We start from the raw sequence: 18,676 nt of genomic DNA on the forward strand, positions 1-18,676 counted from the left end.
AGGCCGGGCTGCTGGCTACAGGTCGCGGGGGGGGGGGGGTAGTTTTTGCTTCATACAGTAGAAGAGTGTTAATGGATGAATACTTAAATGTAACGCATTCTCATTCAAAAGCAAACTACCGGCAGCAAGCTTCTCGGCTACCTATCGGCGCAGGCAATGGCAGCAATGCTGACCTCGGCCGCGCCGGCTGCCAGCAGCGCCGCGCCGCAGGCTTCGAGGGTGGCGCCGGTGGTGAGCACGTCATCTACCACGAGGATGCGGCGGCCGATGACTTGCCCCGGATTTTCCACTTCAAACACCGTCGCCACGTTTTCCCAGCGCTGGGCGCGGTTCTTTTTGGTTTGCGTTTTAGTGTTGGTATTGCGGCGCAGGATGTTGAGGCCGGCGGGCACCTTCAGGCCATCGGACAAGCCGGTGGCGAAGGCGGCGGCCTGGTTGTAGCCGCGCTTGGCCAGCTTCTTGGGGTGCAGCGGCACGGGCACGATGAGGTCGAAGTCGGCGGCAAGGCCGGTGGCGTGGAGCTCGGCGCCATACAACTGGCCGAGGGCGGTGCCCACGTCGCGCTGGCCCTGGTATTTGAGCTCGTGGAGCAGGTGCTGCACCCGGCCGTGGCGCACGAAACGCAGGTAGCTCAGGGCGTGGCGGATGGGCAGCTTGCCCCAGAAGCGCCGGCCGATGGGGTTTTGCTCGGGCGGCAGGAGGTGGAAATCGGTGTAGGGCAATTCGGCCCGGCAACCGGTGCAGAGGTGGTTTTCGCCGCTCACCAGCGGTTCCTGGCAGGCCAGGCACAGGCGCGGGTAGATAAGGCCGACGAAATCATTCCAGACGGAGCGGAGCATGGCAGAGGGGGAGGGCGAGGTTTTGGGAAGTAATTTTGAAAGAGCAATGTAGCCGGTTGTTTGCTAATAGGCTCACCCAGAAGGGTCATGCTGAGCGTCCGCTCAGCATGACGTTCTTTTTTACTCGATTTTCCCATTCCATGTCCCAAGTCACCGAATTCAACGAGTACCGCCAGCGGATGAATGAAACCATTCTGGCGGCCGACAACAAGGTCATCAAGCGGTTTTTCAACCTCGACACCAACACCTACGCGCCCGGCGCCCTCGACGTCAAAACCAAGGAAATGCTGGGCCTGGCCTGCTCCATGGTGCTGCGCTGCGACGACTGCATCAAATACCACCTCGGCAAGTGCTTCGAGGAAAAAATCAACGACGAGGAGATTTACGAGGTGTTTGCCATCGCCAACATCATCGGCGGCAGCATCGTGATTCCGCACTTCCGCCGCGCCGTGGAGTACTGGGAAATTCTGAAAACGGAGGCCGTGGCGCCCGCCCCGCCGCACGCCGAGCACGCTGCATGAGCGAGGACCTGAACCACACCCACGAGGCCGAAGAAGACTTCGAAGCCCGCTGGGAAACCCTGATGCTGGAGATGCAGGAGCGTTTCGGCAAGCGGCCGGATTTGAACGCGCTGCTGCTGCTCATCGGCATTCAGGAGCTGAACCAGGGCATCACCACCTTCACCAAGGAGCAGAAGCAGGACCTGATGCACATCGCCACCTGCCGCCTCTTCAGCCTCAGCGGGCACTACGAGTTGGAGCGCGTGGACGAGGACGGCTGGCCGCACTACAAGCTGCTGCGCCCCGTGCCGTTTGCTAATTTGAAGGAGCAAGAACGCATGCTGAAATGGCATGTGCTGGAATATTTCGCACTGGACCCGGGCGACGACTTGTAATCCAACAGCCCGTCATGCAGAGCGTAGCGAAACATCTTCACCGCAGTAAGTAATTCATTTACTCTCGGGGTAAAGATGCTTCGCTACGCTCTGCATGACGTTCTTATTTCTTGAAGTAAAACTAATGAGAATCATCTCCTACAACGTCAACGGCCTGCGCTCTGCCGTAAGCAAGGGCTTGCTGGACTGGGTGGCCGACGCCGCGCCCGATGTGCTCTGCCTGCAGGAAATCAAAGCCAGCCGCGAGCCCATGGACGTTTCCGGCTTCGAAGCGCTGGGTTACAAAGCCTACCTGCACCCGGCCCAAAAGCCGGGCTATAGCGGGGTGGGCACCTTTACCAAAGTGGAGCCAAAAGCCGTCGTCCACGGCTGCGGCCGGAGCTGCTACGACGACGAAGGCCGCGTGCTGCGGCTGGATTTTGAGGACGTGTCGGTGCTGAACACCTACATGCCCTCGGGCACGAGTGGGCCGGAGCGGCAGGCCTTCAAAGTGGAATGGCTGCACTTTTTTCGCGATTACGTGGCCCAGCTGCGGGCCGCTGGCAACACCCCGCCGCTGCTCATTGGCGGAGACTTCAACTGCTGCCAGACGGCCATCGACCTGCACAACCCTAAGGCCAACCAGAACAGCCCCGGCTACACGCCCGAAGAGCGGCAGTGGTTCAAGGATTTCCTGAACGACGGGCTGGTGGACACCTTCCGCCACCACCACGGCGAGGCCGTGGGGCACTATTCGTGGTGGAGCTACCGGGCCGGCTCGCGCCAGCGCAACGTGGGCTGGCGCCTCGACCACTGGCTGGCCGATGCCGCCCTGCAACCGCGGCTGGCCGGCGCGGGTCTGTTGCCCGATGTGGTGCACTCGGACCATTGCCCCGCCTGGGTGGAGGTGATGTAGCGCGGACTTTGTAGTCCGCGTCCCCGCGCCGTTTGAAATTCTGCCGAAGACGCGGACCACAAAGTCCACGCTACAATGCCGAACCAAGCGCCGCGTCCTGATGTATCTTTCCTGACTTAGACCTGATTTATGGCGGTGATGATAGAGCAAGGAGCGGAGGCGGCCGAGTACCCCGCGTTGGCGCGGGTGCGGACGGAGCTGGAAGCCTTCAAGCGTAAGTTTTACCTGAACCTGCTGGTGCGCGGGCTGCTGGTGGCCGGCGGGCTGCTGCTCACGTTTTTCGTGGCGTTCAACGGGCTCGAATACTTCCTCTACCTGCCCACCGTGGTGCGGGCCGGGCTGCTGTTCGGGTTCATTGGCCTCACGATTTACAGCTTTGCGCGCTGGATTTGGACGCCGCTGGCGGCCCTCACCAACCTGCGCCGGCTGCTGAGCGACGAGCAAGCGGCGAGAAGGGTAGGGGAGCTGTTCCCCGACGTGCAGGACCGGCTGCTGAACGCCCTGCAGCTGCAGGGTCAGGCCCGCGACAACGCCCTCATCGCCGCCAGCCTGGAGCAGCGCGCCGCCCAGATGGGCAACATCTCCTTCGCCGAGGGCATCGACATCAAGCAACAGAGCCGGCCGCTGTGGAAATACGCCGCTGTGCCCGTGGCGGTGTTGCTGCTGCTGCTGGCGTTTTACCCCAGTTTTCTGGTGCAGGGCACGGAGCGGATTTGGCACTACAAGCGGGCGTATTCGCCGCCGGCGCCGTTTCAGTTTTTGATTAAAAACCCCAAGCTGACGGCGTTTCGGGGCGAGGATTTTACGCTGGACGTGGCGGTGGCCGGTTCGGCCTTGCCGGCCGATGTAAGCATTGCCTACAACGACGGCGAGCGGCGCTTGAGCAAGGTGGCCGGGCACGGCGACCAGTTTCGCTACACGTTTGAGCAGCCGCAGGGCGACGTGACCTTTCAACTCAAGGGCGCGGGGTTTGCCTCGCAGGAATATGAGCTGACGGTATTGGAGCGGCCCAACCTGCGTGATTTTAAAGTCAACATTACCTACCCGGCTTACACGGGCAAGGCGGCCGAAACCATTGAAAACGGCGGCAACCTGACGGTGCCGGAAGGCAGCACGGTGCGCTGGGAGTTTGCCACGGCGGCTACCGATGAACTGGCCCTGGTGTTCCAGAACCCAGATGAAACGCTGGCCGCCACCGGTGACGACGGCACCTTCGTGGCCGAGCGGCGGGTGCTGCGCTCGCAGCCCTACCTGCTGCGCCTGAAAAACCCGGCCAGCCTCAACCGCGACCCGATTTCCTACCAGCTCACCGCGGTGCCGGATTTGGCGCCCACGCTCACGCTGGAAGCCTTTGCCGATACGGTGACGCGCCGCTACCTGGCGCTGGGTGGCACCGTGCGCGACGATTATGGCCTGACGCGGCTGGAGCTGCATTATGCGTTGCGGCGCGCCGGGCAGGGGCCGAACGCGGCGCCCAGCTTGCAGCGCGTCACGGCGCTGGCGCTGCCCCGCGAAAGCTCGGGTACCTACGCCTATACCTGGAATCTGAACCCGCTGAACCTGCGGCCCGGCGACCGGCTGGAATACTACGTGGAGGCCTGGGACAACGACGGCGTGCACGGCCCCAAGGCCACCCGCACCCGACCGGCCGAATTCCGCCTGCCCAGCAGCCGCGAGATGCGCCAGGAGCTGAATGCCCAGGCGGAGTCGGTGGCCAGCCAGATGAGCCAGGCCGCCAAGCAGAGCGAGAAGCTGGAGCGCGAGCTGGCCAAGGCGCAGGACAAGCTCAAGACCAAGCGCGACCTGAGCTTCCAGGACCGGAAGCAGCTGGAAAACATGCTGGACCAGAAGAACCAGATGAACCAGCAGATGGAGCAGATGCAGAAGATGTTCGAGCAGCTGCAGCAGAAACAAGACCAGGCCAACCCCAAAAGCGAGGAGCTGGCCAAGAAGGCCGAAGAGCTGAAAAAGCTGATGGCCGACTTGCTCGACCCCGAAACCAAGAAGCTGTACGACAAGCTGAAAAAGCTGCTGGAAGAGCAGAAGCAGCCCGACGCCGAGATGCAAAAGATGCTGCAGCAACTCGAAAACAAGGAAGACACCCTGCAGAAGGAGCTCGACCGCGCGCTCGAAATGTTCAAGCAGATGCAGTTGGAGCAGAAGGTGGAAGAAACCGCCAACAAGCTTGACGAGCTGGCCAAGGCCGAGGAAAAGCTGGCTGAAAAAACCGCCCAGAACGACAAAGAAAACCCCGACAATAAGCTCTCGAACCAAGAGCAGAAAGCCCTGCAGGAACAGCTGAAGCAGGAGCAGGCCGAAAACCAGAAGGAGTTCGAGGACCTGAAAAAGGACCTGCAGGACCTCAAGCAGATGGACAAAGAGCTCGGCGACCAGAACGGCATGGACGAGCAGAAGCCCGAGCAGGAGCAGACCGACCAGGACATGCAGGAAAGTCAGCAGCAGCTCGGCAAAAACCAAAACTCCAAGGCCTCGGCTAAGCAAAAAAGCGCCGCCCAGCGCATGAAAAAGATGGCGCAGAAAATGCGCGACCAGATGAGCGAGGAAGAGAGCGACCAGGCCCAACAGAACATCGACGACCTGCGCGACATCCTCGAAAACCTGCTCACGCTGAGCTTCGACCAGGAAAACCTGATGAAGGACTTCCGCAAGGTGGACCAGTCCGACCCGCGCTTTGTGCAGCTCGGCCAGACCCAGCGCAAGCTGCGCGACGACGCCAAAATCATTCAGGATTCGCTGTACGCGCTGGCCAAAAAGGAGCCCAAAATCCAGAGCTTCGTGACTCGTGAGGTGGGCGAGATGAACGGCCGCATGGATGAGTCGCTCACCCACATCCAGCAGCGCGACCCCGGCCGCGCCACCGCCACCCAGCAGCAGGCCATGACCAGCATGAACAACCTGGCCCTGATGCTGCAAGGCTCCCTCCAGCAGATGCAGCAGGAGCAGCAGGCCGGCAAAGGCCAGCCCCAGGACGGCCAAGGCAAGCCCGGCAAAAAGAAGGGCAAGGGCAAAGGGCCGGGCCAGGGCGGCAAGCCCGGCCCGGGCAACATGGGCAAGATGCAGCAGCAGCTCAACGAGCAGATTCAGAAGCTCTCGCAGAGTGGCAAGCAAGGCCGGCAGATGTCGGAAGAGCTGGCCAAACTAGCCGGTCAGCAGCAGATGCTGCGCCAAGCCATGCAGCAGCTCGACAAGCTTCAGCAAGGTCAGGGCAAGCCCGGCGGCAAAGCCGGCCAGGGTCAGGCCGGCGAAGGCAAGGACGGGAAAGAAGGCGGTAAGGAAGGAAAAGACGGGAAAGAAGGCGGCCAGAATGGCAAAGATGGCAAGGGCGACCAAGGCATGGGCGGCACCGGCGACATCAAGAAAATGATGGAGCAAACCGAGACTGACCTCGTGAACAAGCGCCTCACCGAAGAAACCATCATGCGCCAGCAGCAAATCCTCACGCGCCTGCTGGAAGTGGAAAAATCGGCCCGCGAGCGCGACCAGGACACCAAGCGTGAAGCCCAGGCGGCTCAGTATAAACCCCCGGTTTTTCCGCCGGCTTTTGATAAATACAAGGTTAGCAAGGAACGCCAGACCGAACTTCTACGTAGTACTCCCCCGAACCTCACCCCGTACTACCAGCGCGAAGTGGGGGAGTATTTCCAGAAAATCAAGTAGGCGGCCGGCGGCTCCCATCCAAACCGGCCGCCGTTTCGTTAAGTGTTTAGTGTTCTGCCGAAACCGGGCTGCCGGGGGCTGGCAGAAATTGTTGTGGCGCTTTGCCATTTAAAAGACTATTTTTGCCGCCCCGAACCCGCCGCCGCCCTTCCTATCAAACCGCCTTATGAAGCAGGTAAAAATTCAGATTCCGTCGCTCGTAGAAAATATCCGTGTGGTCGAGAGCTTCATCGATAATTCCAAGGATACCTTTCAGATTGAGGACGATATCTACGGCAACATCATGGTGGCCGTGACCGAAGCGGTGAACAACGCCATTCGCCACGGCAACAAGTTCGACAAAGACAAAAACGTCTATTTGTCGCTCTACGTGGAGCCTCAGCAGCTCAAATTCGAAATCGAAGACGAGGGCGCGGGCTTCAACTACGACAACCTCGACGACCCCACGGCGCCCGAAAACCTGGAAAACCCCGGGGGCCGCGGCATCTTCCTCATCCGCCACCTGGCTGATGAGGTGGAGTTCAGCAAGGAGGGCCGCCGCGTGCAGCTCACCTTCCAGCTCACCGCCGCGCCCGCCGACGAGACGTCCAACGCCGACCACATCGCCGCCTAAAGCTGCCGTTGCCGCATGATGAGCCACCCGCCGGTGGGGCCGCCCCACCACGACAATTTCCCCCCCGGCGCGCTGCACCACGAAGCCCCCGGCATCGAGTTCATGGTGGAAGACGTGCCCGAGTTCGAGCTTTCCGACGCCGAGGAGCTCATTGGGTGGATTGAGCGCGTGGCCTCCGTACACGAGCACCGCATTGTGCAGCTGACGTACATCTTCTGCTCCGACGACTACCTGCACCAACTCAACGTCGAGTACCTCGACCACGACACGCTCACGGACGTCATCACCTTCGATAACTCGGATGACGCCGACATCTTGGAAGGCGACATCTTCATCAGCGTGGAACGCGTGCGCGACAACGCCCAGGACCTCGGCGTGAGCTTCCGCGATGAGCTGCACCGCGTCATGATTCATGGCGTGCTGCACCTGCTCGGCTACCACGACAAAGACCTGCTGAGCCAAACGGCCATGCGCAAAAAGGAAGACGACTGTCTGTCGCTGCGTACTTTTTAGCCCTTCGGCTGTTTGTTGATTAAAACCACCCGACGCCCGCCTTTAGCGGGCGTTTGGCATGTATGGGCTGTAGAGACGCGACCACTTCGCGTCTCGTCGTTGTTTAGCCTGTACCTGCTTATTTCATTTGTTCACGCGCCGAGACGCGAAGGGTCGCGTCTCTACAGTCGTTCTATTGTTTAGCAACGCCTTTTCATGTCCGCCTCTTCTTCCGCCGAGCAACCCATTATCCGCGGCGACGCCCTGGATTTCTACCTCGCCCAGGGCTATTACCGGATGCAGCAGGAGCTGTTCACCTGCCACTTCGTGCCTTTTGGCGGCCGACTCTACACCGCGCACTGGCTCCGGCTGGCGCTCAGGCGCATCAGCTGGGGCCCGGAGCAGCGGGCGCTGCTGCGCCGCAACTCACGCTTCTCGGCCACCGTCCGCGCCTTCCGCATCACGGAAGAATACGAGGAGTTGTACGCCCGCTACCGCGCCTCCATCACCTTCGATGCCGCCCCCACCATCGAAGCTGTGCTGCTCGGCGGCGAGACGCACAACGTGTTCAACACCCAGGTCACCGAGTTGCGCGACGGCGACCGCCTCATCGCCGCCGGCATCTTCGACCGCGGCGAGCGCTCCCTGGCCGGCATTCTCAATTTCTACGACCCGAACTACCGGAAGCACAGCCTCGGCAAGTATCTGCTATTGCTAAAAACCGACCACGCCCGCCACCTGGGGCTCGATTATTATTACCCCGGCTACCTCGTCTACGGCTACCCGAAATTCGATTACAAGCTGTTTGCCTGCCCCGCCGCCACTGAGGTTTTCGACAATGTCCGAGGCCTGTGGCAGCCCTTTTCCTGGGAAATGGTGGCAGCGCATTCGGCTGAATTATTTGCGGACTGGCTACCAGAGGGCTTGGAGGGAATGATGGAGAGCAGCTGAACGGTTCTGCTTACATCTGAATTATTGAACCCGCAAGTCGTTTCACGTGAAACTGCCGGCGGGTTTTTGATTTCGTATTTTTGCCCCCGATACGACTGGAACGCTCTGCGGCGCCTTCAGCGTTGAACTGTTTCTATTTCCGCATTTTACTGCGGTTCCCTATACTGAATGCGCCCCAGCGCGTGCCCCGAATATGTTTCAGCAAGAAGAATACGACGTCATTGTAGTGGGCGCGGGCCATGCCGGCTGCGAAGCCGCCGCCGCCGCCGCCAACCTCGGCTCGAAAGTGCTGCTGGTGACGATGAACATGAACACCATCGCGCAGATGTCGTGCAACCCCGCCATGGGGGGCGTGGCCAAGGGCCAGATTGTGCGCGAAATCGACGCGCTGGGCGGCCAGTCGGGCATCATCACCGACCAGACCATGATTCAGTTTCGGATGCTGAACCGCTCCAAGGGCCCCGCCATGTGGAGCCCGCGCGCGCAAAGCGACCGCATGCGCTTCGCCGAAGCCTGGCGCCTGACGCTGGAAGGCATCGCCAACGTGGACTTCTGGCAGGAAGCCGTAACCGGCATTGTGGTAGAAAACGACACGGTGGTAGGTGTGAAAACCCAGCTCGGCATCGAGTTCCGAGGCAAGTCGGTGGTGCTCACGAATGGCACCTTTCTAAACGGCCTCATCCACATCGGCGAGAAGAATTTCGGCGGTGGCCGGGCCGCTGAGAAAGGCAGCCGCGGTATCACGGAGCAGCTGCTGGAGCTGGGCTTTGAGGCCGGGCGCATGAAAACCGGCACCCCGCCCCGCGTGGACGGCCGCAGCCTCGACTATTCCAAAATGGAGGCGCAGGGCGGCGACGAAGTGCCCAGCAAATTCTCCTACCTCGACACGCCGCGGCTCACGCAGCAGCGTCCCTGCTACATCACCTACACCAACGAGCGAGTGCACGACATCCTGCGCGAGGGCTTCGAGAAGTCGCCCATGTTCCAGGGCCGCATCAAGGGCCTGGGGCCGCGCTATTGCCCCAGTGTGGAAGACAAAATCAACCGCTTCGCCGACAAGGACCGTCACCAGATTTTTGTGGAGCCGGAAGGTTGGAGCACGGTGGAATGCTACATCAACGGCTTCAGCAGCTCGCTGCCCGAGGACGTGCAGTACCGCGCCCTGCGCGAAATCGCGGGCTTTGAGAACGCCAAGATGTTCCGGCCGGGCTATGCCATCGAATACGACTTTTTTCCGCCCACGCAGCTCTCGCTTACGCTCGAAACCAAGCGCGTGCAGAACCTGTATTTCGCGGGCCAAATCAACGGTACCACGGGCTACGAAGAAGCGGCTTGCCAGGGCCTGATGGCCGGCATCAATGCGCACAACAAGGTGCACGGTAAGGGGCCCTTCGTCCTGAAAAGGAGCGAGGCTTACATCGGCGTGCTCATTGATGACCTGGTGAACAAAGGCACCGACGAGCCCTACCGCATGTTCACGAGCCGCGCCGAGCACCGCATTCTGCTGCGCCAGGACAACGCCGACCTGCGCCTCACCCCGCTGGGCCACGAGTTGGGTTTGGCCTCCGATGAGCGTCTGGAACGGGTGCGGCTGAAGGAAGCACAAGCCGCAGAGTTGGCTGAGTTGCTGCAGAAGTTCGCCATTGAAACGGCTGAAATCAACCCGCTGCTGGTAGAGTTGGGTTCAGCCGAAATCCACGAAAAAACCCGCGCCATGAACCTGCTGCGCCGGCCCAACGTGGAGCTGGCCGACCTGCGCCGCGCCCTGCCGGCTTTGAATGCCGCGCTGGCGGCTTTCGATGCGGAGGCCCTGGAGCAGGCCATCATCAACATCAAGTACGAAACCTATTTGGTGAAGGAGCAGCAGCAGGCCGAGCGCATGCAGGAGCTGGAAAACTTCGTGATTCAGGGCCGGCTCGACTACCGCGCCATGCCCGCGCTCTCGCACGAGGCCCGCGAAAAGCTGCTCAAGGTTCAGCCCGAAACCATCGGGCAGGCTTCGCGCATCAGCGGCATCTCGCCGGCCGATGTATCGGTTCTGATGGTATACTTGGGGCGGTAGTTACGTAGCGCGGACTTTGTAGTCCGCGTCCCCGAACGACTGCCAAGCTGCGCGAGGACGCGGACTACAAAGTCCGCGCTACGTAAAATCTTGCGAACTTTGCCGGGCTATGAAAGTTGCCGTGCCGCACTACCCGCGGCCGGCTTTGCCATTTAGAAGTATCCGTGTCCTACGAACGATTAGAAAGCTGCCCGGTGTGCGGCAAAAGCGAGTTTCGCAACAAGCTGGTGGTGGAAGACCGCACGGTGAGCCACGAAAGCTTCGCCATTGTGCAGTGCGCGGGCTGTGGTTTTCAATTCACCAACCCCCGCCCCGCCGAAGCCGACATTGGCCGCTACTACGAGTCCGACGACTACGTGTCGCACAACAGCGCCGCCGTGGGTTTGGTGAACCAGGCCTACAAAGTGGCCCGCTTCTTCACCATGCGCCGCAAGGTGGGCTTACTGAACAAGTTTGCGCCGCGCCGCGGCAAGCTGCTCGACTACGGCTGCGGCACCGGCCATTTCCTGGCCGCGGCCAAGTCGGGCAACTGGCAGGTGGCGGGCCTGGAGCCCAACGCCCGCGCCCGCGACGAAGCCAGCCAGCGCCTGGGCCAGCCCATCGGGCAAGAAAGCCTGGTCCAGTTTCAGCCCGGCACGTTCGATGCGATTACGCTCTGGCATGTGCTGGAGCACATTCACACCCTCAACGAAACCCTGGCCCAGCTGGTCGCCCTGCTCAAGCCCGACGGGGTGCTGCTCATTGCCGTTCCCAACGTGGAAAGCCTCGACGCCCAGCACTACCGCGAGCTGTGGGCCGCCTACGACGTACCGCGCCACCTTTACCATTTCGCGCCCAAAACCATGGCCCAGCTGCTCAAAAAGCACAAGCTGGCCATCCGCCAAACGCTGCCCATGCCGCTGGATGCCTACTACGTGAGCATGCTCAGCGAGAAGCACAAAGCCGAGCGCGCCGGCGGCCTGCTCACGGTGCTGAAGGCGGGCTACAAATCCAACCAATACGCCGAGCAGCACGAGGGGCAATATTCGAGCTTGCTGTACGTGGCCGGGCGGCGCACCCCGGCGGCCTGATGCGGCGCGCGGCCGGCCGGTGGGGGAGGGGGCTGGCGCTGGCCGCTTGGTTGCTGCCGGCGGCCCGCGCCCAAACGGTGCCCGCCGCGCCGCCGACGCCCGTGGCCGCGCCGCGGGCCGACTCGCTCCAACCGCCGGCCCCGACCTTTGTGGCCGATACTGCCCGCCGCGTCGCCGTCGTTACCCCCGAGCCGACCGATGCCGTGACGCGCCCGTTGGCCTGGCGCATCGGGGCGGCCATTGTTGTTCTCACGCTCACCACGCTGCTTCTCTATAATGTCCGTTCGCGCTGAACTGCTGGCTTTGCTGGCGCTGGTTGCCCTGCTTGAAAGCTGCGCCGCCGTGGCCCCGCCCCTGGGCGGCCCGCGCGACCGCACGCCCCCGCGCCGCATCGCCAGCTCGCCCGATAGCGCGGCCCGCAACGTGAGCCAGCAGTTCATCCGGCTCACGTTTTCGGAGCCCGTCGTCACCAAAGACCTGAGCAAGAACCTGTTCATCACGCCGCAGCTGCCCGAAGACAATTTCTATAAGCTGCGCGAAGACCGCAACTCCGTCACGCTGCTCTTCGAGAAGCCACTGGACCCGAACACCACCTACAGCTTTAATTTCCGGGAAGGCGTGGTGGACATCACCGAGGCCCTGCCGGCCAAAAACGCGGTGCTAAACTTCAGCACCGGCGCCGTGCTCGACTCGGGCAAAGTGGCCGGCACTCTCACCGACGTGCTTACCCTCAAGCCCGTGGGCGAAGCCAGCATCGGCCTCTACCGCGAAGCCGACACGGCCGGCGTGCGCCGCGGCCGCCCCTACTACACCACGCTCACCGACAAGGACGGCAAGTTCAGCCTCGGCTTTTTGAAGGCCGGGACCTACAAAATCTACGCCGTGGGCGACAAGAACAACAACGGCCGCTACGACGACGGCGAGAAAATTGCCTACCTGCCCGCGCCCATCACCGTGGCCGGCAGCACCGCCCAGCCCGTTGCCCTCGCCTTCACCCGCCCCGACCGGCGCCCGCCGCTGCTCACCACCCGCACGCCCAGCCCCACGCAGCTGCGCCTGGCTTTCAACGAAGCCCTGCGCACGGCCGCCCTGGCCCCGCTCGATGCCGGCGTTTCGGCCACCGCGGTGGCCGAGGCCTTGCAGCTCACCGACCGCGGCCGCGCCCTTATTCTTTTCAAAACGCCCCAGGTGGGCGACGGCCGCTACCTGCTCAGCATGACGGACAGCACCGGCAACGTGGGCCACGACACCCTGCTGGTAAAGTTTCCGGTGCCGCCGGCCACGGCCAAAAAGGTGGCCAACCCGCCCCTCTACACCGTGGAGGGCAACCCGCGCAGCGTGTACCCCGAAGGCCAGGTGCGCTTCCTGTTCACGGTGCCGGTGCGCGTGGCCGCCGGCCAGCCCCTCGGCACGCTGGTGGAAGACTCCGTGAAACGCCGCCCCCTGCGCCTGCCCGCCGACGGCGCCCTCAGCGACGACCGCACCCGCCTCACCGTCCGCTTCAACAGCAAGGCCACCACCCGCCTGGAATTTCAGCTGGATAGCACGGCCATCACCGCCGTCACGGGCCAGAGCCTGCGCCTGCGGCCCCTGCGCCTCGGCGTTAGCTCCCAGGATGTGTCCACGAGCCTGTCGGGCACCATCGCCACCAAAGAAAAGAACTTCGAGCTCCAGCTGCTCGACGACAAATTTCAGGTGGTGAGCAGCCTGGCTTCGCCCAAAGGCAAGTACTTGTTCGCCGACATGCCGCCCGGCACCTACCGCCTGCGCGTGCTGATAGACGCCGACGGCGACGGCCACTGGCGCGGCGGCGACCCCAACCTGCTGCTTCCGGCCGAGCCCGTGTACCTCGACCCGCGCCTCCACCAAGTGCGCGCCGGCTTCGACGTGGTGGAGCCACTGAGTTTCTAGACGAGCCTTTTACGCAAAATCTTCCCTTTTCAACGCCCCGCTGGGGCAATGCCGGCTACCGGAAGCCGCGCATTGCCCCGGCGGGGCGCTTTGCTGGCGGGCGGTGGCCGTTGCGGCCACAGAGTCACTTGGCGGGGCCGGCGGCCGCCATGCGGCCGGTTTCGTGGAAAACTTATGGCCGATTCCAGTTACTGAAGCGGATTTTGGGCGGTAATCCACCTCTTTTCCACGGGCTTTTCCACACGGTTTTGGCGGTGTGGGAAATTTCGGGGATAACCTGGTGGAAACATTGGGCTGGCCGGGGGATAAAGCGGGCACAAGTTTTTTTGGCCGTTTGGCACCCCGCACAGGAGGTTTTCCACGGGGATAACCGGGGATAACTTCCCCGTACCAGCGGCCCTTCCCACAGGCCCATTTAGGCGGGGATAATAAAAATGTGGAAACCCGGAGGAGATGTTGAAAAATACTACAACCACTTATTAATCAGTGAAATATTATCCACAATGCCGGTGGATAGCACGTGGAAAAGGCCTGCATTACCCCCACGTTTTCCCCGCTGGGGATAACCTCTTGCGCTTATCCACTTATCAACGTCCCTAATGAGTGGAAACAAAAAGAGTTTTTTAGAAAAAAATTTAATCAAAAATTAAAAGTGGGGAAAACCCGGAAAAGGGTCCAGGCCCGATTCAAGGGTTTGCCCGGGCCCGGACCCTTCCGAGCCTCGGGCATTTTTCAGGTTGAAGCGGCAAGCTTTCCCCAAGCCAACTGCCGGTTTTCCACAAATTGCGTAAAGCGTGGATAAAATCGTCCCCGACTATGCCCTTCGATTACACCCTCGATTTCCACACCGTCGACTTCCGCCAGCACCCCGAGCTGTACCGCGTGGGCCGGGGCGAGCAGGGTGTGTTGCTGGTGCAGCCCTACAAGGGCGAAATTCTGCCGCACTGGCGCTTCAAAGACGCGGCGGTGGCCCAGGAGTCGTCGGAGGCTATTTACGCGCTGTTTGAGGCGTATTTGAAGGCCCACGACTTTGTGGGGGCCGACATGGCCCGGAAGTTCATCCAGATGGGCTTCACGCGGGCCCGGCGCTACGCCAACCACAAGGGCGGCAAGAAGTACGCCGGCCCCGTGCCCGACGACAAAAAAGGCCAGAGCGGCGCCCACGGCCGCGCCGAGCTGCCCCGCACCACTCATCCCGATGCGGACAAAGTGGAGGCCGCCGCCATTTTCAAGCGCAAATGGGACGAGGCGAAGGCCAACCCGGAATACCTGCGCCAGAAGGAGGCCTTCATCGAGAAATACGGGAAGTGAGGGAATAAGTGTGTGGATAAAGTGGCCCGCCTGTCATCCTTCGCTACGCTCAGGATGACAGTTCCTAACCAAGCCCAAGGCACCAACAACCCGGCCCCAACCCTACCTTTGCTTACTACCCTTCACCCCAATCCCATGAGCACCCCCCAACCCTCCAGCATCGAGGAAAACGAAATCATACTGGGCACCGGCATGGGCCCGCTGCGCTTCGGCGCCACCATGGACGAAGTGCGGACCCTGGTGGGCGAGCCCGAAGAAATTGACGAGTCCGACGACGACGACGACTTCGAACACCAGGCCTGGAACTACCACGAGGAAGACTACCTCCTCTCCCTCTACTTCGACCGCGAAGACGACTTCCGCCTCAGCTGCATCGAAACCGACAACCCCAACATGCGCCTCTTCGGCGAAGCCATTGCCGGCCTGAGCATCGACCAAGTGAAGGCGCTCATGCAGCGCCACAACCAGCCCACGCCCGAGCTCGAAACCATGGAAGAAGGGGCCGTGCGCCTTTCCTACGAGAAGTCGATGATAGACCTGTACTTCGAAGAGGGCGAGTTGCAATTCGTCAATTTCGGCGTCTTCATCAACGACGACATGGAAGTGCAGTGGCCCAAGTAAAGCCTTTGTTATCCACATTTACCCCGGTTTTTGCTGTGGATAAGTGGATAAGTAACTAAAAACAGTAAGGTTATCCCCCGAATTCCACGTTTTGCTAGCAACTACCTCTTTGCTAACAAACCGCGCAAACAAAAAGGCTGCCCCATTGAGGAGCAGCCTTTTTCGTTGTTGGAGGACTGAACCGGCTACCCGAGCACCGCCCGAAACAGCAGGAACAGCAGGCCCGACAGCACCATGGTGACCGGCAGCGTGAGCACCCAGGCCAACGCAATGCTGCGCACCATGCCGGGGTTGACGTTCTTCACGCCGCGGCTGGCCACCATGCTGCCCGCGATGGACGAAGTGAGTACGTGCGTGGTGGAGGACGGCAGGTGCAGCAGGGTGCTGGCGCCAATCATGGCGGCCGCCACCAGTTCCGATGAGGCCCCCTGCGCGTAGCTCAGGTGCTCCTTGCCGATGCGCTCGCCGATGGTTTTTACGATGCGCTGCCAGCCTATCATCGTGCCCACGGCCAGCGAAAGGCTCACCATCAGCAGCACCCACCAGGGGGCGTAGTCGGTGAACGTTTTCATTTCCGTGGTCGCGTCGTCGTAGGTTTTACGGTCGGCGGTGCTCAGGCTCACTTTTTCGGAGCCGAGGAGCTTTTTGGCCTTGCTGGTGAGCAGCAGCACGTCGCGGCGAATTTCGAAGCGCGTTTGCAGGGGCAGCTGCTTGATATCGGTTTTGCCCTCGAAAATGCGGTCGAGGTCGGCGGTTTCGGCTTGGATATCGGCCAGGTTCTTTTGGTCGTTGGGGCTGAGGTCGGCGCGGTTCACGCGGCTCATCACGTACTCCACTTTGGTCAGCGAGGCGCGCAGGTCGAGCGGGTTCTTGGTTTCGTCGAGGGCGAAGCGGAAGGGCACGATGCCAATCAGAATCAGCATCACGAGGCCCACGCCCTTCTGGCCGTCGTTGGAGCCGTGGAAAAAGCTCACCAGCGTACAGGTCGTAATCAGGGTGAGGCGAATCCAGAGGGGCGGGGGCTTGCGCTTGTGCGGCTCCTTGAAAATGGCCTTGCTCGGCACGAAGCGCTTAAACAGAAACATCATGCCGATGGTGAGCGCAAAGCCCAGCAGCGGCCCCACCAGCAGGGCAATGCCGGTTTCGCTGGCCTTGCTCCAGTTCACGGCCGCACCCTTCGATTCGGGCAGCAGCGAAAAGGCGATGCCCACGCCCAGAATCGACCCGATGAGGGCGTGCGAGCTCGACGCCGGAATGCCGTAGTACCAGGTGCCCACGTTCCAGATGATGGCGGCCAGAATGAGCGCGCCCACCATGGCGATGCCGTGGTACACGTTTTGGTCGACCAGCGTTTCGACGGGCAGCAGGTAAATGATGCCCATGGCCACGCCGATGCCGCCGGCGAACACGCCGATGAAGTTCCAGAAAGCCGACCAGACCACGGCCACCCACGGCCGCAGCGCGTTGGTGTAAATGACGGTGGCCACGGCGTTGGCCGTGTCGTGAAAGCCATTCACGAACTCGAACGCACAGGCGGCCAGCAGGCACACGATGAGAAGCAGGAGTACGTGAGGTTCTAAACCAAACATAAAAGGCGGGTTTGTGGGAAATTGAGTGTAATCATGGGTCAAAGGTAGGGGGATGCCTCACTGGCGGCATGTTACCGAATTGTGAACAGGGAGCGTGCTGTGGGCCTCCTGTCATCTTCATCTGTCCTTCGCTGCGCGTACGACAGATGAGGATGACAAACGGGCGCGCCTTCTACGCACAAGTTTCAGCTTGCGCCGCATCGGCCTACTTTTGCAGGCATGAACCCAGCATCTGACCCCGCGCAACTAAAAGATATCGTGGCCCACGCCAAGGAATACGGCTTCGTGTTCCAGTCATCGGAAATTTACGACGGCCTGGCCGCCGTGTACGACTACGGCCCCAACGGCGTGGAACTCAAAAACAACCTCAAGCGCCTGTGGTGGGACGCCATGACCCAGCTGCACGGCAACGTGGTGGGCATCGACGCCGCCATTTTCATGGACCCGCGCACCTGGGAAGCCAGTGGCCACATCGCCGGCTTCAACGACCCGCTGATTGACAACCTCGATAGCAAGAAGCGCTACCGCGCCGACGTGCTGCTCGAAGAAAAAGCCGCCGAGTACGAAAACGCCGGCGACCCGGAACGTGGCGCCGCCCTCACCGCCGAGATGGGCCGCCTGCTCACGGCCAACGACCTGGCCGGCGTGCGCCAGCTCATCATCGACGAGAAAATCAAATGCCCCGTTTCCGGCACTGGCAACTGGACCGAGGTGCGCCAGTTCAACCTGATGTTCTCCACCCAGGGTTCGGCCGTGGACTCGGACGCGCCGCCCGTGTACCTGCGCCCCGAAACGGCCCAGGGCATTTTCGTGAACTTCCTGAACGTGCAGAAGTCGGCCCGCATGAAGATTCCGTTTGGCATTGCGCAAATCGGCAAGGCTTTTCGGAACGAGATTGTGGCCCGGCAGTTCATCTTCCGCATGCGGGAGTTTGAGCAGATGGAGATGCAGTTCTTCGTGCGTCCCGGCACCGAAGGCGAGTGGTACGACACCTGGAAGGCCGCCCGCCGCAAGTTCCACGAGGCCATTGGCCTGCCGGCCGAGAAGTTGCGTTTCCACGACCACGACAAGCTAGCCCATTACGCAAAGGCGGCCGTGGACATTGAGTTTGAATTCCCCTTCGGCTTCAAGGAAATCGAAGGCATTCACTCCCGTTCCGACTTCGACCTGACCCAGCACCAGAACCTGAGCCGCAAAAAGCAGCAGTATTTCGACGCCGACATCGACCCCGCCACCGGCAAGGCCTACGGCAACTACGTGCCCTTCGTGGTGGAAACCTCCGTCGGCGCCGACCGCCTGTTCCTGGCCACGCTCTGCAACGCCTACCAGGAAGAAACCATCACCGAAGGCGAGGGCGAGGCCCAGCAAACCAAAACCCGCACGTTCCTGAAGCTGCACCCGGCCCTGGCCCCGGTGAAGGCCGCCATCTTCCCGCTGGTGCGCAAAGACGGCATGCCCGAGAAAGCCCAGGAAATCTTCGACTCACTGAAGTACGACTTCCGCCTCGTGCTGGAGGAGCGCGACGCCATCGGCAAGCGCTACACCCGGCAGGACCTCATCGGCACGCCCTTCTGCATCGTAGTCGATGGCCAGACCCTCGAGGACAACACCGTGACCGTGCGCCACCGCGACTCGCGCGAGCAAACCCGCATGGCCATCTCGGAGCTGCGCGCCTACATCGGCGAGGCGGTGAGCCCCCGCCGCATTTTCGAGCAACTGTAGGAAACTGTGGCGTGGACTCTGCGAGTC

16 protein-coding genes are annotated in these 18,676 nt (G+C 61.6%); 14 read left to right on the forward strand and 2 right to left on the reverse strand.

Translation table 11 applies throughout. The annotated features are described in order from the left end of the window. Window positions 1–137 precede the first annotated feature (137 nt). Window positions 138–839 carry a ComF family protein gene (locus I2H31_RS22640; protein WP_196295337.1) on the reverse strand — a complete coding sequence of 234 codons (702 nt, stop codon included), beginning with the start codon at window positions 837–839 and terminating at the stop codon, window positions 138–140. 140 nt (window positions 840–979) lie between these two features. Here I2H31_RS22640 and I2H31_RS22645 point away from each other — a divergent pair, with 140 nt between their 5' ends. The 13 genes from I2H31_RS22645 to I2H31_RS22705 all read left to right on the forward strand — a co-directional run bounded on the left by I2H31_RS22645 (window position 980) and on the right by I2H31_RS22705 (window position 15,338). Continuing rightward, window positions 980–1,360 (forward strand): carboxymuconolactone decarboxylase family protein, encoded by a 381-nt coding sequence (locus I2H31_RS22645; RefSeq protein WP_196295338.1) that lies wholly within the window; start codon window positions 980–982, stop codon window positions 1,358–1,360. Next, window positions 1,357–1,734: a hypothetical protein gene (locus tag I2H31_RS22650; protein WP_196295339.1), complete on the forward strand. Its 378-nt coding sequence runs from the start codon at window positions 1,357–1,359 to the stop codon at window positions 1,732–1,734. The genes I2H31_RS22645 and I2H31_RS22650 overlap by 4 nt, the downstream gene beginning before the upstream one ends. A 124-nt stretch (window positions 1,735–1,858) precedes the next feature. Beyond that, the gene (locus tag I2H31_RS22655; RefSeq protein ID WP_196295340.1) at window positions 1,859–2,629 is read left to right on the forward strand and encodes an exodeoxyribonuclease III; all 771 of its coding nucleotides are present in this window, start codon (window positions 1,859–1,861) and stop codon (window positions 2,627–2,629) included. 138 nt (window positions 2,630–2,767) lie between these two features. Beyond that, window positions 2,768–6,307, forward strand: coding sequence for a DUF4175 family protein (locus tag I2H31_RS22660; protein WP_196295341.1), 3,540 nt, complete (start codon window positions 2,768–2,770; stop codon window positions 6,305–6,307). A 166-nt stretch (window positions 6,308–6,473) separates the two neighbouring features. Continuing rightward, window positions 6,474–6,920: an ATP-binding protein gene (locus tag I2H31_RS22665; protein WP_196295342.1), complete on the forward strand. Its 447-nt coding sequence runs from the start codon at window positions 6,474–6,476 to the stop codon at window positions 6,918–6,920. 15 nt (window positions 6,921–6,935) lie between these two features. After that, window positions 6,936–7,433 carry an rRNA maturation RNase YbeY gene (ybeY, locus tag I2H31_RS22670; protein ID WP_317192262.1) on the forward strand — a complete coding sequence of 166 codons (498 nt, stop codon included), beginning with the start codon at window positions 6,936–6,938 and terminating at the stop codon, window positions 7,431–7,433. 195 nt (window positions 7,434–7,628) lie between these two features. Beyond that, complete coding sequence (locus I2H31_RS22675) at window positions 7,629–8,363, forward strand: GNAT family N-acetyltransferase (protein ID WP_230687998.1); 735 nt, start codon at window positions 7,629–7,631, stop codon at window positions 8,361–8,363. 193 nt (window positions 8,364–8,556) lie between these two features. Then, a complete protein-coding gene (gene mnmG / locus I2H31_RS22680; RefSeq protein ID WP_196295343.1) occupies window positions 8,557–10,425 on the forward strand; it encodes a tRNA uridine-5-carboxymethylaminomethyl(34) synthesis enzyme MnmG in 1,869 nt (622 codons plus the stop codon). Window positions 10,426–10,589: 164 nt separating this feature from the next. Further along, window positions 10,590–11,495, forward strand: coding sequence for a class I SAM-dependent methyltransferase (locus tag I2H31_RS22685; protein WP_196295344.1), 906 nt, complete (start codon window positions 10,590–10,592; stop codon window positions 11,493–11,495). After that, window positions 11,495–11,788: a hypothetical protein gene (locus I2H31_RS22690; RefSeq protein ID WP_196295345.1), complete on the forward strand. Its 294-nt coding sequence runs from the start codon at window positions 11,495–11,497 to the stop codon at window positions 11,786–11,788. The genes I2H31_RS22685 and I2H31_RS22690 overlap by 1 nt, the downstream gene beginning before the upstream one ends. Further along, entirely contained in the window at window positions 11,772–13,406 is a 1,635-nt protein-coding gene (locus tag I2H31_RS22695) for an Ig-like domain-containing domain (RefSeq protein WP_196295346.1), read from the forward strand. Before I2H31_RS22690 ends, I2H31_RS22695 begins: the two co-directional genes overlap by 17 nt. 816 nt (window positions 13,407–14,222) lie before the next feature. Next, window positions 14,223–14,717 (forward strand): DUF4385 domain-containing protein, encoded by a 495-nt coding sequence (locus I2H31_RS22700; RefSeq protein WP_196295347.1) that lies wholly within the window; start codon window positions 14,223–14,225, stop codon window positions 14,715–14,717. A gap of 135 nt (window positions 14,718–14,852) precedes the next feature. Further along, window positions 14,853–15,338, forward strand: coding sequence for a hypothetical protein (locus I2H31_RS22705; RefSeq protein WP_230687999.1), 486 nt, complete (start codon window positions 14,853–14,855; stop codon window positions 15,336–15,338). 185 nt (window positions 15,339–15,523) lie between these two features. Here I2H31_RS22705 and I2H31_RS22710 read toward each other — a convergent pair whose 3' ends face one another. Then, window positions 15,524–16,927, reverse strand: a complete 1,404-nt coding sequence (locus I2H31_RS22710) for an inorganic phosphate transporter (RefSeq protein ID WP_196295348.1) — start codon at window positions 16,925–16,927, stop codon at window positions 15,524–15,526. Between the two features lie 219 nt (window positions 16,928–17,146). On the opposite strand from I2H31_RS22710, the gene I2H31_RS22715 reads away from it, so the two are divergent. Next, window positions 17,147–18,649 (forward strand): glycine--tRNA ligase, encoded by a 1,503-nt coding sequence (locus tag I2H31_RS22715; RefSeq protein WP_196295349.1) that lies wholly within the window; start codon window positions 17,147–17,149, stop codon window positions 18,647–18,649. Window positions 18,650–18,676: the final 27 nt, after the last annotated feature.

The organism is Hymenobacter ruricola, assembly GCF_015694525.1.
GTDB classification, from domain to species: Bacteria; Bacteroidota; Bacteroidia; order Cytophagales; family Hymenobacteraceae; genus Hymenobacter; species Hymenobacter ruricola.